General features: G+C 71.8%; 15 protein-coding genes. 5 read left to right on the forward strand and 10 right to left on the reverse strand.

The genetic code is table 11. From position 1 onward, the window contains the following. Positions 1-616 precede the first annotated feature (616 nt). Positions 617-1,615 carry a tryptophan--tRNA ligase gene (gene trpS, locus B085_RS0115755; RefSeq protein ID WP_018559524.1) on the forward strand — a complete coding sequence of 333 codons (999 nt, stop codon included), beginning with the start codon at positions 617-619 and terminating at the stop codon, positions 1,613-1,615. A 47-nt stretch (positions 1,616-1,662) separates the two neighbouring features. Here the strand turns inward: trpS and proC are convergent, their stop codons facing one another. The 3 genes from proC to B085_RS0115770 all read right to left on the reverse strand — a co-directional run bounded on the left by proC (position 1,663) and on the right by B085_RS0115770 (position 4,061). After that, positions 1,663-2,472, reverse strand: coding sequence for a pyrroline-5-carboxylate reductase (gene proC, locus B085_RS0115760; protein WP_018559525.1), 810 nt, complete (start codon positions 2,470-2,472; stop codon positions 1,663-1,665). A gap of 66 nt (positions 2,473-2,538) precedes the next feature. Then, a complete protein-coding gene (locus B085_RS0115765) occupies positions 2,539-3,276 on the reverse strand; it encodes an ABC transporter permease (protein ID WP_018559526.1) in 738 nt (245 codons plus the stop codon). Next, on the reverse strand, positions 3,273-4,061 hold the full coding sequence (locus B085_RS0115770; protein WP_026251077.1) for an ABC transporter ATP-binding protein: 789 nt from the start codon (positions 4,059-4,061) through the stop codon (positions 3,273-3,275). Before B085_RS0115770 ends, B085_RS0115765 begins: the two co-directional genes overlap by 4 nt. A gap of 200 nt (positions 4,062-4,261) precedes the next feature. Here B085_RS0115770 and B085_RS0115775 point away from each other — a divergent pair, with 200 nt between their 5' ends. The 3 genes from B085_RS0115775 to B085_RS49315 all read left to right on the forward strand — a co-directional run bounded on the left by B085_RS0115775 (position 4,262) and on the right by B085_RS49315 (position 7,009). Then, positions 4,262-4,615 carry a hypothetical protein gene (locus tag B085_RS0115775; RefSeq protein WP_018559528.1) on the forward strand — a complete coding sequence of 118 codons (354 nt, stop codon included), beginning with the start codon at positions 4,262-4,264 and terminating at the stop codon, positions 4,613-4,615. A gap of 323 nt (positions 4,616-4,938) precedes the next feature. Next, complete coding sequence (locus B085_RS42585; RefSeq protein ID WP_018559529.1) at positions 4,939-6,429, forward strand: SulP family inorganic anion transporter; 1,491 nt, start codon at positions 4,939-4,941, stop codon at positions 6,427-6,429. Positions 6,430-6,541: 112 nt separating this feature from the next. Beyond that, positions 6,542-7,009 (forward strand): hypothetical protein, encoded by a 468-nt coding sequence (locus B085_RS49315; protein ID WP_063741030.1) that lies wholly within the window; start codon positions 6,542-6,544, stop codon positions 7,007-7,009. Positions 7,010-7,283: 274 nt separating this feature from the next. Here the strand turns inward: B085_RS49315 and B085_RS0115790 are convergent, their stop codons facing one another. From B085_RS0115790 to B085_RS0115805, 4 genes are all read right to left on the reverse strand, one after another. Continuing rightward, positions 7,284-8,072, reverse strand: a complete 789-nt coding sequence (locus B085_RS0115790; protein ID WP_018559531.1) for a class I SAM-dependent methyltransferase — start codon at positions 8,070-8,072, stop codon at positions 7,284-7,286. A 51-nt stretch (positions 8,073-8,123) separates the two neighbouring features. Then, positions 8,124-8,477, reverse strand: coding sequence for an SH3 domain-containing protein (locus tag B085_RS0115795; RefSeq protein ID WP_018559532.1), 354 nt, complete (start codon positions 8,475-8,477; stop codon positions 8,124-8,126). Positions 8,478-8,529: 52 nt separating this feature from the next. Beyond that, positions 8,530-8,910: a hypothetical protein gene (locus B085_RS0115800; protein WP_018559533.1), complete on the reverse strand. Its 381-nt coding sequence runs from the start codon at positions 8,908-8,910 to the stop codon at positions 8,530-8,532. Between the two features lie 129 nt (positions 8,911-9,039). Beyond that, positions 9,040-9,360 carry an SH3 domain-containing protein gene (locus tag B085_RS0115805; RefSeq protein WP_018559534.1) on the reverse strand — a complete coding sequence of 107 codons (321 nt, stop codon included), beginning with the start codon at positions 9,358-9,360 and terminating at the stop codon, positions 9,040-9,042. Positions 9,361-9,483: 123 nt separating this feature from the next. On the opposite strand from B085_RS0115805, the gene B085_RS0115810 reads away from it, so the two are divergent. Continuing rightward, a complete protein-coding gene (locus B085_RS0115810) occupies positions 9,484-11,664 on the forward strand; it encodes a serine/threonine-protein kinase (protein ID WP_026251078.1) in 2,181 nt (726 codons plus the stop codon). A 58-nt stretch (positions 11,665-11,722) separates the two neighbouring features. Here the strand turns inward: B085_RS0115810 and ilvD are convergent, their stop codons facing one another. The 3 genes from ilvD to B085_RS0115825 all read right to left on the reverse strand — a co-directional run bounded on the left by ilvD (position 11,723) and on the right by B085_RS0115825 (position 15,186). Next, positions 11,723-13,576: a dihydroxy-acid dehydratase gene (ilvD, locus tag B085_RS0115815; RefSeq protein WP_026251079.1), complete on the reverse strand. Its 1,854-nt coding sequence runs from the start codon at positions 13,574-13,576 to the stop codon at positions 11,723-11,725. Positions 13,577-13,747: 171 nt separating this feature from the next. Then, positions 13,748-14,383, reverse strand: coding sequence for a TetR family transcriptional regulator (locus tag B085_RS0115820; protein WP_018559537.1), 636 nt, complete (start codon positions 14,381-14,383; stop codon positions 13,748-13,750). Then, on the reverse strand, positions 14,383-15,186 hold the full coding sequence (locus B085_RS0115825; protein WP_018559538.1) for a sugar phosphate isomerase/epimerase family protein: 804 nt from the start codon (positions 15,184-15,186) through the stop codon (positions 14,383-14,385). The genes B085_RS0115820 and B085_RS0115825 overlap by 1 nt, the downstream gene beginning before the upstream one ends. Positions 15,187-15,233 lie beyond the last annotated feature (47 nt).

Raw genomic sequence — 15,233 nt, forward strand, 5'->3', positions numbered from 1 at the left:
CTACAAAGGAACCTCGTCCGAGATGGACGGGGTATCAACATATCTGGCGTTGACTTTTGGCACGCTGTTGAGTTCTCAAGGAACGGAAGCTTCCTTCGAGACCGTTTCACCGGCCCCTCCGGGCTTTCCCTTCGTTGTCTCCAACCTTACCAGATCCGTTTCGCGTTTCCGCTCTTCGTTTCCGGCCCCCTGTTGGAGCGGGGTTTTTGTTTCGCGCCTTCCGGCGTGTCCACTACGTTAGCGGATTTCCCCGGCGGTTCATAATCGAGCCATTCGGTTCGAATTTCGGCATGCCGAAATCGTCCCCGAGGGGAGATCGTGCAGTAGTGGTTTGCCGCCGGGCGGCTTGAGTGGCCGCCGTTGGAAAGGTGACCCCGTCCGAGGCAGCTAGAGAACACTACACCACGCCCCACGGTGCTTCAAACCTGTGGCCGTCAACAGGTTTGCGCGTTACCTTCGAGCCATGACCGAGCATGCGCACTCGTACCTGTGGTGGGCCGCCTGACGGCGGCCGACCACCCAGCGCATGCACCCAACGGCCGCCGCTTCGGCGGCCGTAGGTGTTTCTGCTCCCGGCCCGCCGACCGCGGCGGCCCCACAGCCGGAAGGAACACCGATGACGAGGGTCTTCAGCGGGATCAAGCCGACGGGGCACCTGACCCTGGGCAACTACCTGGGCGCCGTGCGGCAGTGGGCGGCTGTGGACCAGCACCGGGCCGAGTCGCTCTTCTGCGTCGTGGACCTGCACGCGCTCACCGTCGAGCACGATCCGGCCCGCGTACGGCGGCTGAGCCGGCAGGCGGCGACGCTCCTGCTGGCGGCCGGCCTCGACCCGCGGGTCTGCACGCTCTTCGTGCAGAGCCATGTGGACGAGCACACCCGGCTGGCGTACCTCCTCGAGTGCACCGCCATGGACGGGGAGATGCGGCGGATGGTGCAGTACAAGGAGAAGGCGGCCAGGGAGCAGCGGCGCGGCGGCAGTGTGCGGCTGTCCCTGCTGACGTACCCCGTGCTGATGGCGGCGGACATCCTGGCGTACGGGGCGGACGAGGTGCCCGTCGGGGACGACCAGGCGCAGCACGTCGAGCTGACCAGGGATCTGGCGGCGCGGTTCAACCACCGGTACGGGCCCGTGTTCACCGTCCCCCGGGCGGTGCTGCCGCAGGTGGCGGCGCGGGTGATGAACCTGCAGGACCCGGGGTCGAAGATGGGGAAGTCCGAGGACACCGGTCCGGGGATCGTCTACCTGCTCGACGAACCGGAGGTCGTCCGCAGGAAGGTGCTGCGGGCGGTGACGGACAGCGGGCGGGACGTGGAGTACGACCCGCAGGAGCGGCCCGGGGTGGCGAACCTGCTGGAGATCCTGGCCGCGTGCACCGGGCGGGCGCCGCAGGACCTCGCGGCGCGTTGCGACTCGTACGGCGCCTTGAAGAAGGACGCCGCCGAGGCGGTGGTGGAGGAGCTGCGGCCGTTGCGGGAACGGCATGCGGAGCTGGTGGCCGATCCCGGGTACGTGGACGGGGTGCTCAGGGAGGGTGCCGAGCGGGCGCGGGCCCTGGCCCGCCCGACGGTCGACGCGGCCTACCGGGCGATCGGGCTGCTGCCGCCGGGCTGAGGACGTGCCGGCGGCGGCGGGGACCCGCCGCCCCGGCCGGCGGTCGGTCAGCCGTTGCCGGAGGCCAGCTCGCGGCTGCGGTCGCGGGCGGCCTCCAGGGCGGCGATCAGGGCGTGGCGCACGCCGTGCTTCTCCAGTTCCCGGATGGCGTTGATGGTGGTGCCGGCGGGTGAGGTGACGGCCTCGCGGAGCTTGACGGGGTGCTCGCCGCTGTCGCGCAGCATCACGGCGGCGCCGATCGCGGACTGCACGATCAGGTCGTGGGCCTGGGCGCGCGGCAGGCCGAGGAGGATGCCGGCGTCGGTCATGGCCTCGACCAGGTAGTAGAAGTACGCGGGTCCGGAGCCGGACAGGGCGGTGGCGGCGTCCTGCTGGTACTCGGGGATGCGCAGGGTCTTGCCGACCGGCTGGAAGATCTCCTCGGTGCGCAGCAGGTGCTCCTCGGCGGCGTGGCTGCCGGCGGAGATGACGGACATGCCCTCGTCGACCAGGACCGGGGTGTTGGGCATGACGCGGACGACCGCGATGCCGTCCGCGAGGCGCTCCTCGAAGAACGAGGTCGGGACGCCGGCCGCGGCGCTGATGATCAGCCGGTCGGCGGCGACGTGCGGGGCGAGCTCCTCCAGGAGGGCGGACATGTCCTGGGGCTTGACGGCGAGGATGAGGGTGTCGGCGGTCTTGGCCGCCTCCTCGTTGGAGACCGACTCGACGCCGTGGCGGGAGTGCAGCTCCTGGGCGCGGGCCGGGCGGCGCGCGGTCACCAGCAGGTTCTCCGGCTTCCAGCCGGCACGGAGCATGCCCGACAGCAGGGCCTCACCGATCTTGCCGGTGCCGAGCACCGCGACTTTCTGCGTCATGGGGCCATCCTCGCACCGTGGACGGCCCGGAGGCCGTGCCGTCCACGGTGCGGTCACCCGCGGGGATCAGGCCGTACGGCGGCGGAGCGTGGCCGCGCCGAGGGCGAGGGCGAGGGCGGCGCTGCCGGCGACGACGGCGAGGTCGCGGACGAAGTCACCGGTGACGCCGGTGTGGGTGAGCACCTGCTGCATGCCGTCGACGGCGTACGACATCGGCAGCACGTTGGAGATGGCCTCCAGCACGGGCTGCATCCGGTCGCGCGGCATGAGCAGTCCGCAGAGCAGGATCTGCGGGAGCAGCACGGCGGGCATGAACTGCACGGCCTGGAACTCGCTGGTGGCGAAGGCGCTGACGAAGAGTCCGAGGGCGGTGCCGAGGCAGGCGTCGGCGAGGGCGACCACGAGCAGCAGCCAGGCGGAGCCGGTGACGTCGAGGCCGAGCGCGAGGACGGCGAGCCCGGTGGCGAGGGCTGCCTGGACGACGGCTACGGCGCCGAAGGCGAGGGCGTACCCGGCGAGCAGGTCGCCCTTGCCGAGCGGCATGGACAGCAGGCGCTCCAGGGTGCCGGAGGTGCGTTCGCGCAGCGTCGCGATGGAGGTGACCAGGAACATCGTGATGAGCGGGAAGATGCCCAGCAGCGAGGCGCCGACGGTGTCGAAGGTGCGCGGGCCGGCGTCGTACACCCAGGACAGCAGGGTCAGCAGGACGCAGGGCACGACGACCATCAGGGCGATGGTGCGCGGGTCGTGACGCAGTTGCAGCAGTACGCGGCGGGCGGTGGCGAGGGTGCGGCGCGTGCTCATCGGACGTTCTCCTCGGCCTGGTGGGGGAGCTTTCCGGCGGCCTCGTCGACGATGCGGAGGAAGGCGTCCTCGACGGTGGGGGCGCCGGTGCGCGCGCGGAGCGCGTCGGGGGCGCCCTGGGCGAGGATGCGCCCCTCGCGCATCAGGAGGAGCCGGTGGCAGCGCTCGGCCTCGTCCATGACGTGGCTGGAGACGAGGAGGGTCGCGCCCCGTTCGGCGGCGAGGCGGTGGAAGAGCTCCCACAGGTCGCGGCGCAGGACGGGGTCGAGGCCGACGGTGGGTTCGTCGAGCACGAGCAGTTCGGGGGTGCCGAGCAGCGCCACGGCGAGGGAGACGCGGCCCAGCTGTCCGCCGGAGAGGTTGCCGGCGAGGGCGGTGGCGTGGGAGGTCAGGTCGACGTCGGCGATGGCGCGTTCGACGTGTCCGGGGGCGTCGCCGCCGAGGACGGCGGCGAAGTACGCGAGGTTCTGGCGGACGGTCAGGTCGAGGTAGACGGAGGCGGCCTGGGTCACGTAGCCGACGCGGGGGCGCAGGTCGCGGTGGCCGGCGGGCAGGCCGAGGACGTCGAGGGTGCCGGTGACGGCCGCCTGGGTGCCGACGACGGCGCGCATGAGGGTCGACTTGCCGCAGCCGCTGGGGCCCAGCAGGCCGGTGATCTCGCCTCGGGGGACGGTGAACTCCAGGGCGTCCAGGACGGTGCGGCCACCGCGGACGACGGTGAGCCCGGAGGCGTGCACGGCGGATCCGGGGCCCGGTTCCCGGGGCTCCTCGGCTTTATTCATCATGCGGTGAATAGTGCTCCGGGACCTGTCGGGACGTCAAGAAGCGCCAGATGCATCCGTTTGGGTGACGGATCATTTACGCTCCGTTTACCTAAAGAGCTTGCAAAATGGAGTGGCTGTCTGCGCAAAATGAAGGGCGGCTACGCATCCGAACGGGGGCACCTGTGGTATCGGCCAAGGGAGTTGCGCGTGCTGTCGCCGTCATGGCGGCACTGCTGCTCTCCTTGTTCGCGGCGATAGGCTGCGCCGCCGCCGAGCCCGTTCCCGCCTCCTCCGGCCGCGGCACGGGCACGACGGTGGCTCGCGCGGAGCCCGAGACCCGCAACTGCCTCGCACGGAGGCACGGGAGCAACGGCATACGCCTGGTGCTGCCCGCGACGGTGAGCGTCCCGGCCCCGGCATCCGCTCCGCGGGGCGCCACCGGAACCGACGAGATGGTTCCGGTGGACGACGCCCAGGTGTCCGCCGCCGTGACGGCGCCGCGGACCGCCCGGCAGGCCGTACCCCTCTCCAGATCAGGAGAACTACCGGTCGCCCACGGCGCGTTCCGCTGCTGAGGCACGGCGCGCCGCCTGCTCCCCCCTCCTGACCGCGGTCGTCGTCCGCGGCCCGGGCCCTACCCCGGCCCGGGTCCTCGCCGGCGCCCGCGCGTCCACGTGCACGCACCTGCACTCGTACGCGGCGCCCGCGAACCGGGAGACCGACCCCCCACACCGCACGACCACGTTCGCCCCCGCCCACGCCGGCGCCGGGGCGCAATGGAGGACACCCGCGTGAAGACCTTCATCCCCCCATCCCCCACCTCCTGTTCCCCCCTCCCCCCACCAGCCGTCCGGCCCCCGCGGCCCGTCCGCGGCTCCCTCACCCCCGCCCCCGCCCGGTGAGCCGCCTCATCAGCGCCGCGTCGCGACTGCCCCGTCCGCAGTCGCTGCGCGCCGACGTCACCGCCTCCCTCGTCGTCTTCCTCGTCGCCCTGCCGCTGTGCGTGGGCGTGGCCGTCGCCTCCGGGGTGCCGGCCGAACTCGGTCTGGTCACCGGCATCGTCGGCGGCATCGTGACCGGCATACTCCCCGGCAGCAGCCTCCAGGTGTCCGGCCCGGCCGCCGGGCTGACCGTCCTGGTCTACGAGGCGGTCGAGGAGTTCGGACTACCCTCGCTGGGCGTGCTCGTGCTCTGCGCCGGCGCGCTGCAGCTCGCCATGGGGGTGCTCCGGCTCGGCCGCTGGTTCCGGGCCATCTCCGTCGCCGTCGTCCAGGGCATGCTGGCCGGCATCGGCCTGGTGCTGATCGCCGGACAGGTCTACGCCCTGACCGACACCGCGGCACCGGCCGGCGGCCCGGCGAAGATCGCCGGATTACCCGGACTGGTCGCGGGCACCGTCGTCTCCCCCACGGCGCTCACCGCGCTCGCCGTCGGCGCGGGCACCATCGCGGTGCTCGTCCTGTGGCCCCGCATCCCGCGCGCGGCGCGGCTGCTGCCGGGGCAGCTGGCGGCGGTCGCGCTCGCCACGGGCGCGGTCGTGCTGTTCGACCTGCCGGTCGAGCGCGTCGAGGTGGCGGGGCTGCTCGACGTCGTCCAGCCGCCCGGCGCCGAGCAGTTCGCGGGGCTGGCGAGCCTGTCCATGATCGGGACCGTGCTGGCCTTCACCCTGATCGCATCCGCCGAGAGCCTGTTCAGCGCCGCCGCGGTGGACCGGCTGCACGACGGGCGGCGCACCGACTACGACATGGAACTCATCGCACAGGGCACGGGCAACGCCGTCTGCGGGGCGCTCGGGGCCCTGCCGATGACCGCGGTCATCGTACGCAGCGCCGCCAACGTGCAGGCGGGTGCCCGTACGAAGGCGGCACGTGTGCTGCACGGCGTGTGGCTGCTGCTGTTCGCCGCGCTGCTTCCCGCCGCGCTCGGGGTGATCCCGGTCGCCGCGCTGGCGGGCGTGCTGGTGCACGCCGGCTGGAAGCTCGTACCGGTGAAGGAGATCGTGCCGCTGTGGCGCGAGCACCGGGGTGAGGCCGTCGTCCTGATCGTGACCGCGACGGGCATCGTGGTCACCAACATGTTCGAGGGCGTGCTCATCGGGCTGCTCACGGCCGTGGTCAAGGCGGCCTGGGAGACCTCGCAGACCCATGTCGAGATCCACGACAAGGGTGAGGGCCCGATCGTCGTCCGCGTTCTGGGCAACGCCACCTTCCTGCGGCTGCCCAAGCTGCTGGAACAGCTGGAGGCACTGCCCCGCGACCGCCCGATGGAGCTGGACCTGCGCCGGCTGCGGCACCTCGACCACGCCTGCGGCATGGCCCTGCTCGGCTGGGCCGAGCGGCACAACGAGGAGGGGGTGACGCCGGTCCGGGTACAGGGCGCACCGGTGTGACGCGGCGGCCCGGGACCGGGCGGGAGGGGGCGCCGCCCCTGACGCACGGTTCCGGGCCGTCTCAGGGTCATCCCCTATGGCTTCGGGGACGAAGCGGAGTGACCGTGGCCATATGAGGCGTTCTACCGATGCATCCCGGGACGGGACCGGAGCCGAGAAGCGGCAGCTCGCGGTGGCCTCGGCCACCCTCGGGCCGTGGCGTCCGGCGGCGGCCGTCGGCGCGATCGGCGGCGGGGTGTCCCTCGCCGCCTCCGCCCTGGGCGGAGACTTCGGGCTCGGCGTCGTCGCGGGCGCCGTGTCCGTCGCGCTGATGCTCTTCTTCCTCGTCGGCGGCGCCGGCGCGGTGACCGGCCGCGGCCCGCGCGCCGACCGCCGTATACGCCGCTGGGCGGCCGCCCACCCCTGGCGCGTCGCGCTGGTACCGGCCGGGATGCTGCTCGTCACCGACGTCGTGGTGCGCCAGATCCTGACCTCGGAGGGCTTCTTCGGCAGCCTCTGGGACGGCCTGTGGCGAGGGGTCCTCGTCGCGGGCGTGGTCGGCGTCGTCGGCTCCGTGGCGGGGAGGCGGCGGGCCGGCTAGGCCTTGTCGTCAAATGAGCTCCCCCAGCTACCGCTGGGAGGGGCCCCCACCGCCCGAAGGGCGGGCTCAGCGGCTCCCCCAGCTGACGCTGGGAGGGGGCCCCAGGTGCGGTGCATCGCAAGGCGGAGGATCGTCCTCGTAGTGGGCTACTCGGACGATGCGACAACGCAGCGTGGGGGCACCTCCCAGCGGAGCTGGGGGAGCGCCGTGCCAGGCGTCGCTGAGTGGGGGCACCCCCGGCCGAAGGTTGGGGGAGGGCATGTGACGACACGGCCTAGCGTCCGCCGGTCCTCTTCACCGCCACCGTCAGGTCGACCTTGTAAGGCTCGGCCACCTCCCCGTCCGGGAAGAGCGCGAGCAGCGCGCGCCGCTCGTCGGCGAGGATGCGGCGGGCGGTGCCAGGGGCGAGCACGGCGAAGTAGGAACGGCTGCCCAGCATCGTGAGGTGCGTGTCCAGCGGGACGGTGCGCGACCAGCGCAGGACGCGGGTCTCGGTGCGCATCCCCAGACGGGAGCCGAGCGAGCGGAGGATGTCCTGCGCCATGCCCGTCAGGCCGTTCTCGTGGTAGCGGGGCACCGCCCGGGCCAGCCGCTCCTCCTGCTCCCGCACCCAGGCGACCGAGGTGTCCGGCACGTTCCACCACAGCGCGAGCGCGCCGCCCCGGCGCAGCACCCGCGCCGCCTCGGGGGAGGACTTCGCCGGGTCCGTCCAGTGCCAGGCCTGGGCGTACGTCACGAAGTCCGCCACCCCGGACGCGAACGGCAGCGCGTCCCCGTCCGCGCGCACCAGCGGCACTTCGGGCTGACCCGCCCGCAGTTGCGCCGCCATCCCCGCCCCGGGTTCCACGGCCGTCACGTGCGCCCCGCGCGCCCGCATCAGCGCCGTGGCGATCCCCGTCCCGGCCCCCACGTCCAGGACCGCGGCCCCGGCGAAGGACCGGCCGCCGATCTCCTCGACGGCGTCGAACAGCTCTCCGGGGTAACCGGGGCGGGCCGCGGCGTACTGCGCGGCAACGGTGTCGAAGGACCGGGCGAGCACGCGGTGGGCCGGCTGTGTGGTCATGGGGGTTGTTCTTCCCGTGGGACACGGGCACGACCCACCGTGCGGGCTCGGTCAGGTGCAGCGCGGGGCGACGTAACCGTCGCTGCCGGTCAGGATGTTGACGTCGGCCACGTACTGGTCCGGTCCGATCCGGTCCCAGATGTTCGACGTGCCGTAGTAGCCGCTCACCGTCTCACCCGGCGTCTGGCAGAGGATCGGCATCTTCTGGTCGTACGGCAGGGTCCTCAGGAGCTGGAAACTGGTGCCCGGACCGCTGCGCACGTCGACGCGCACCCCGGGGGCTGCCGGGTAGTACACGAGGCCGGGTGCCGCCACGGCTTCGGCGGCGCCTGCCAGAACGAGGAGGACCGCCCCGGCCATCGCGGCCGCACCGGTGACGAGCGCCGCGCGCCTGCTCTTGCTCAACGCGTTCCTCCCGCGGTACCGATCCAGGACGTCGCGGCGAGATGCCGCCGCGTCAGCTGCAGCGCGACGTGACGTACCCGTCGCGGCCGGTGTGCACATAGGTGTCGGAGACGTACTGGTTGGTGCCGATGCAGTCCCAGATGTTCGAGGTGCCGTAGTAGCCGCTCTCCGTCGTACCGGGGGTCTGGCAGAAGAGGGGCACCTTGGCGTCATAGGGGAGGACCTTGACGATGTGATAGTTGCTGCCGGGCCCGGAGCGGACATTGAGACGCACGTCCGGCGCGACCGAGTAGTAGATGAGATCGCTCGACGCCGAAGCCGGGGCCGCCGCGGCATCGCCAGCGCCGCCGAGCACCGGGAGCGCCGCCCCGGTCAGCACGGCCACGCCGGAGGCGAGTACCGCGCGCCTGCTCTTGTCCTTGTTCTCGCTCAACGCATTCCTCCGATGGACGGACCACTTGTGGACGCACACGCCGAGGGCCCCTGGCAAGCCACGGAGCCAGGCGGTGCATGGTGCATGAGATGCGAGGAGGCGTGACCGTTCCCGGCCCGCGATCCCGTGTCAGACGCAGCGTCCGGCGACGTACCCGTCGCTGCCGGTGTGCACGTACGCGTCAGAGACGTACTGGTTGGGACCGATCCGGTCCCAGATGTTCGAGGTCCCGTAGTAGCCGCTCACGCTCGTACCCGGCGTCTGGCAGAAGATCGGCACCTTCTGGTCGTACGGCAGGATTTTGACGATCTGGTAGCTGGTGCCCGGACCGCTACGGACGTTGAGCCGCGTACCGGGCGCAACGGAGTAGTACACCAAGGAAACGTCGGCGGCGGCCACGGCCTTCTCGTCCTGCTCGGCCGCCGGTTCGTCAAGGTTCTTCTCGGCCACTGGTTCTCCCCCGTGAAGATTCACGCTCTGTCAAGTGCAGGCTAGCAATTCGAGCCGTCGTCGTTACGAGGATCCACTAGGCTCACCGAGTTGCGGCTGTGGACGAACACACGGGGGTGGGCCATGCCGCCAGTGCGGAGAACCGGGACCGACCCGGAAGCGGAACATCCGGAATACGCGGGGCAGTACCGGCTCGAGGGCCGGCTCGGCTCCGGCGGCATGGGCGTGGTCCACCTGTCGCGCTCCACCTCGGGCATGCGCCTGGCCGTGAAGGTCGTGCATGAGGAGTTCGCGAAGGACGCCGAGTTCAGGGCGCGTTTCCGGCAGGAGGTCACCGCCGCCCGCCTCGTGAGCGGGGCCTTCACCGCGCCCGTCGTCGACGCCGATCCCGAGGCCGAGCGGCCGTGGATGGCCACGCTGTACATACCCGGGCCGACACTGGCGGCTTTCGTGAGGCGGAACGGTCCGGTGGCACCGGCCCAGGTGCGCTATCTGATGGCGGGCCTCGCCGAGGCCTTGCGCGATATTCACCGAGCGGGCGTCGTCCACCGGGATCTCAAGCCGAGCAACGTGCTGCTGGCCGCCGACGGTCCGAAAGTGATCGACTTCGGCATCTCCCGCCCCTCGGACAGCGAACTGCGCACCGAGACGGGCAAGCTCATCGGGACCCCTCCGTTCATGGCTCCCGAACAGTTCAGGCGGCCCCGGTCGGTGGGCCCGGCAGCCGATGTCTTCGCGATGGCGAGCGTCCTGGTGCACGCCGCCACCGGGCGCAGCCCCTTCGACTCCGACAGCCCGTACATCGTGGCGTACCAGGTGGTCCACGACGAGCCCGAATTGACGGGCATACCCGCGGATCTGCTCCCGCTCATCCGGCGTTGCCTCGCCAAGGACCCCGATGACCGGCCCACACCGGACGCGCTGATGACCGAGCTCAGGACGATCTCGGCCTCCTACGACACACAGACCTTCAGCGCCTTCGACGTGGAAAGGCTCGACACCGAAGGTCTCATCCCCGCGCAGCGCCGGGCCGCCTCCGAGGAATCACGGAGCGCCGGGGAATCCCCGTCCCGTAGGAACTCGGGCAGCGGAGGGCGCGGCATGAGCCGGATCGCCGCGGTGGCGGCGACGTCGGCGCTGCTGATCGCCGGAGGCGTCACCGCGATCCAGGTTTACGGCGGCCCCTTCGGCGATGCCCGTCACACGGCAAGCACCGCTTCCTCCGTGGGATTTCAGCCCTGGTCCACTTCCCTGCTCGGCGGTACGACGGAGAACGCGCTGGCAGGCTGCACGTATGCGACGCACTTCCTGTTCTGCTCCCAGCGGGGCGTGAACGCGGCGAAGGTCGACCCGCGCAACGGACTCCTGCAGTGGTCCGTCCACGGCGATCCCGGCGTGGACGACGTACGGAAGTCGTCCCACCCTCCCGTTCTCGACCACGGGGTCCTGCGCGTGGTCACCCGCGGTGGGAAGCGTCTCGAAGGCCTGGACCCGGCCGACGGCAAGTCGATCTGGGCACTCGACATCTCCGCCGCCTACGGTGCCTTCTACGATGCCGCCGATTCGGTGCTGCTCGTGGGGCGCGACGGTTCGGTGACCGCCGTCGACGGCCGGACCGGCACAGAGCGGTGGCACAAGAAGCTGCATGGTCATTCGCTGCCGGTCTTCACGACGCTCCAGGGCTCCGCAACCGCTTATGCCACCGAGGTGTCGGGCGACGGCAAGCACACCTTGGTGAGCTCGCTGGACCCGGCCGACGGAAAGCTGTCGGGGCAGCACCGCCTCGACGGGGACCTCGACGTCGTCGGGGCTTCCGCTTCCGGTGTCTACCTCGCCTCCTCCGACGCGTACTCCCGTACCGACGCCGTTCTCCGGCTGGACCTGCGCGACGGCACGACCAGGCGGTTCCCCCTCGCCAAACCGCTGGACGCCGCACAGGCGGTGGTCCGCGATGACGTGGTGTACGTGCTGGGGTACGGCGGCACGCTGCTGGCCGTCGACACACGTGGTTCGGGCGGGTCCGAGGCGCGGGCCCGGTCCTGGCGACTGGAGACCTCGGTCAGCGACGGCTCCCGGCCCGTCGTCGTGGGAGACCGTCTGTACCTCTCCTCCAGCGACGGACGGCTGCTTGCCGTCGACACCGAGCGGGGCGTGTTCCTCGGGCAGACGAAACCCCGCCTGGGCGACGGGCCCGGCAACACCGAGTCCCCGCCCTCCCCCCTCGTCGCCGACGGGAAGGTGTTCGCGACCGCGCCCGACGGCAGCGTGTTCGCCGTGGACGCCGAGGACCCCTCCCGCTGGTGATCACGGGGATCGGCGGAAGGGGTCCCGGGGAACGACGAGGGGCCCGGCTGTCCCGGGGTCAGCGCTCGAGCTTGGAGACGTCGCGGACGGCGCCCTTGTCGGCGCTGGTGGCCATCGCGGCGTAGGCCTTGAGGGCCAGGGAGACCTTGCGGTCGCGGGCCTTGGGGGCGTACGTGCCGCCGAGGGCGGTGCGGCGGGCGGCCAGATCCTCCTCGGGGACGAGGAGTTCGATGCTGCGGCCGGGGATGTCGATGCGGATGCGGTCGCCGTCCTCGACGAGGGCGATCGTGCCGCCGGACGCCGCCTCGGGCGAGGCGTGGCCGATGGAGAGGCCGGAGGTGCCTCCGGAGAAGCGGCCGTCGGTGATCAGGGCGCAGCTCTTGCCGAGGCCGCGGCCCTTGAGGAACGAGGTGGGGTAGAGCATCTCCTGCATGCCGGGGCCGCCCTTGGGGCCCTCGTAGCGGATGACGACCACGTCGCCCTCCGTGATCTCCTTGCGGAGGATCTTGTCGACGGCCTCCTCCTGGGACTCGCAGACCACGGCCGGGCCCTCGAAGGTCCAGATGGACTCGTCCACGCCCGCGGTCTTCACCACGCAACCGTCGACGGCGAGGTTGCCGTGCAGCACGGCCAGGCCGCCGTCCTTGGAGTAGGCGTGGTCGACGGAGCGGATGCAGCCCTCCGCGGCGTCGGTGTCCAGGGCCTCCCAGCGCTCGGACTGGGAGAAGGCCTCGGCGGAGCGGACGCAGCCGGGGGCGGCGTGCCACAGTTCCTCGGCCTCGGCGGAGGGGGAGCCGCCGCGGACGTCCCAGGTCTTGAGCCAGTCGGCCAGCGACGGGGAGTGGACCGCGTGGACGTCCTCGTTGAGCAGGCCGCCGCGGTGGAGCTCGCCCAGCAGGGCGGGGATGCCGCCGGCGCGGTGCACGTCCTCCATGTAGTACGTGCGGTCCTTCGCGACGTTGGGCGCGACCTTGGCGAGGCACGGCACACGGCGCGAGACGGCGTCGATGTCGGTCAGGCCGAAGGGGACGCCGGCCTCCTGGGCCGCGGCGAGCAGGTGGAGGATCGTGTTGGTGGAGCCGCCCATGGCGATGTCGAGGGCCATGGCGTTCTCGAACGCGTCGAAGGTGGCGATGGAGCGCGGCAGCACGGACTCGTCGTCCTGCTCGTAGTAGCGCCGGGTGAGGTCGACGACGGTACGGCCGGCGTCCTCGTACAGCGCCTTGCGGGCCGTGTGCGTGGCCAGGACCGAGCCGTTGCCGGGCAGGGACAGGCCCATCGCCTCGGTGAGGCAGTTCATCGAGTTGGCGGTGAACATGCCGGAACACGAGCCGCAGGTGGGACAGGCGTTCTCCTCGATGCGGAGGATGTCCTCGTCGGAGACCTTGTCGTTGACGGCGTCGGCGATCGCGTCGATCAGGTCGAGGGTGCGCACCGTGCCGTCGACGAGGGTGGCGCGCCCGGCCTCCATGGGGCCGCCGGAGACGAAGACGGTGGGGATGTTGAGGCGCAGGGCGGCCATCAGCATGCCCGGGGTGATCTTGTCGCAGTTGGAGATGCAGATCAGCGCGTCGGCGCAGTGCGCCTCGACCATGTACTCGACGGAGTCGGCGATCAGGTCGCGGGAGGGCAGCGAGTAGAGCATGCCGCCGTGGCCCATGGCGATGCCGTCGTCGACGGCGATCGTGTTGAACTCGCGCGGCACGGCACCCGCGGCCTTGATCGCCTCGCTGACGATGCGGCCGACGGGCTGCAGGTGGGTGTGCCCGGGCACGAACTCCGTGAAGCTGTTGGCCACCGCGATGATCGGCTTGCCGATGTCCTCGCTCGCTACGCCCGAGGCCCGCATGAGGGCACGGGCGCCCGCCATGTTGCGGCCGTGGGTGACTGTGCGGGACCTCAGCTCGGGCACGGGGACCACTCCCTACGTTTCCATCCGGAGCTTTCGAGCGTACGCCTCCGGTCGTGGCGCACGGCGGTGTGTCCGTATTGCGGACGGCGAGTCCACGGTGTGGATGAGACTCCGGGCCCGGCCGCGACGGGGTGCTCCTCCTATTGTCGGCCCGTTCGCCGTGATGCCGGCTCAGCCCGTGACGGGTCCGGGATCGGTCAGGTAGCGCTGGAGCGTCGGCGCGACGAGGGCGACGACCTCCTCCAGGTCCGCCGACGCCAGCGGCTCGATCCGGATGACGTAGCGCATCATCGCGATGCCGATCATCTGGGCGCCCGCGAGTTCCGCACGGAGCCGGGGCTCGGGGACCTTCAGCTCCGAGGCGACCCGCTCCAGCAGCCGCCGCAGGACGATCCCGCGCAGCACGCTCGCGGCGGCGTCGTTCGTCACGGCGGAGCGGAGGATCGCCAGCATGGGGGCCCGGGAGACCGGGTTCTCCCAGATGGCGACGAAGAAGCGGGCCAGCCGCTCGCCGACGCCCTCGGGGCCGGCCGCGAGGACGTCGGGAACGCCGAAGGCGGGCTCGAAGCTCAGCTCGATGGACGCGGCGAAGATCTGCTCCTTCGCCCCGAAGTAGTGGTGCACCAGCGAGGAGTCCACGCCCGCGGACTTGGCGATGGAGCGGATCGAGGTCTTGTCGTAGCCGCGTGCGGAGAACTCCTCGCGGGCCGCGGCGAGGATCCGGTCGCGGGTCTCGGGGGTGCCCGAGCGGCTCCCGGCGGGGCGGCCGCGGCCGCGCTTGCCGGTGCCGCCGCCTTCCGGGGCCATCAGCGCACCCGCGCGGCCGCGGCCAGGTGCAGCCGGGTGAAGGCCAGCGCCTCGGCGAGGTCCGCCTCGCGCTCGGCGGCCGACATCGCGCGCCGGGTGTTGACCTCGATGACCACATGGCCGTCGAAGCCCCGCGAGGCCAGGCCCTCCAGCACCTCGGCGCAGGGCTGCTTGCCGCGTCCGGGCACCAGGTGCTCGTCCTTGCCGGAGCCGCTGCCGTCGGCCAGGTGGACGTGGCCGAGCCGGTCGCCCATGCGGTCGAGCATCTCCAGCGTCTCGGTCCGGGCCGTGGCGGTGTGCGACAGGTCGATGGTGAAGTGCCGGTAGTCGTCCGTGGTGGGGTCCCAGTCGGGCGCGTAGGCGAGCATCTCCCGGTCGCGGTAGCGCCACGGGTACATGTTCTCGACCGCGAACCGGACGTCGGTCTCGCCGGCCATCCGCCAGATGCCGGCCACGAACTCCCGCGCGTAGCTGCGCTGCCAGCGGAACGGCGGGTGGACGACCACGGTCGAGGCGCCCAGCTTCTCCGCCGCCGCCTGGGCCCGTTGCAGCTTCACCCACGGGTCGGTCGACCAGACCCGCTGGGTGATCAGCAGGCAGGGCGCGTGCACCGCCAGGATCGGGATGGCGTGGTAGTCCGACAGCCGGCGCAGGGCCTCGATGTCCTGGCTGACCGGGTCGGTCCACACCATCACCTCGACGCCGTCGTAGCCCAGCCGGGCCGCGATCTCGAAGGCCGTCGCGGTGGACTCCGGGTAGACCGAGGCCGTGGACAGCGCGACCTTCGCGTCCGGTACGCGCACGGTGTGTCCGTTCGGGTCCACAGGGTCAGGGGCTGCCACGGGGAACA

Source organism: Streptomyces sp. BoleA5, from assembly GCF_000373665.1.
Classification (GTDB): Bacteria; Actinomycetota; Actinomycetes; order Streptomycetales; family Streptomycetaceae; genus Actinacidiphila.

Bases quoted from the DNA above. Each gene is read 5' to 3' on its own strand.
- trpS (WP_018559524.1), top strand. From the start codon at position 617: ATGACGAGGGTCTTCAGCGGGATCAAGCCGACGGGGCACCTGACCCTG.
- proC (WP_018559525.1), bottom strand. From the start codon at position 2,472: ATGACGCAGAAAGTCGCGGTGCTCGGCACCGGCAAGATCGGTGAGGCC.
- B085_RS0115765 (WP_018559526.1), bottom strand. From the start codon at position 3,276: ATGAGCACGCGCCGCACCCTCGCCACCGCCCGCCGCGTACTGCTGCAA.
- B085_RS0115770 (WP_026251077.1), bottom strand. From the start codon at position 4,061: ATGATGAATAAAGCCGAGGAGCCCCGGGAACCGGGCCCCGGATCCGCC.
- B085_RS0115775 (WP_018559528.1), top strand. From the start codon at position 4,262: ATGGCGGCACTGCTGCTCTCCTTGTTCGCGGCGATAGGCTGCGCCGCC.
- B085_RS49315 (WP_063741030.1), top strand. From the start codon at position 6,542: ATGAGGCGTTCTACCGATGCATCCCGGGACGGGACCGGAGCCGAGAAG.
- B085_RS0115790 (WP_018559531.1), bottom strand. From the start codon at position 8,072: ATGACCACACAGCCGGCCCACCGCGTGCTCGCCCGGTCCTTCGACACC.
- B085_RS0115810 (WP_026251078.1), top strand. From the start codon at position 9,484: ATGCCGCCAGTGCGGAGAACCGGGACCGACCCGGAAGCGGAACATCCG.
- B085_RS0115820 (WP_018559537.1), bottom strand. From the start codon at position 14,383: ATGGCCCCGGAAGGCGGCGGCACCGGCAAGCGCGGCCGCGGCCGCCCC.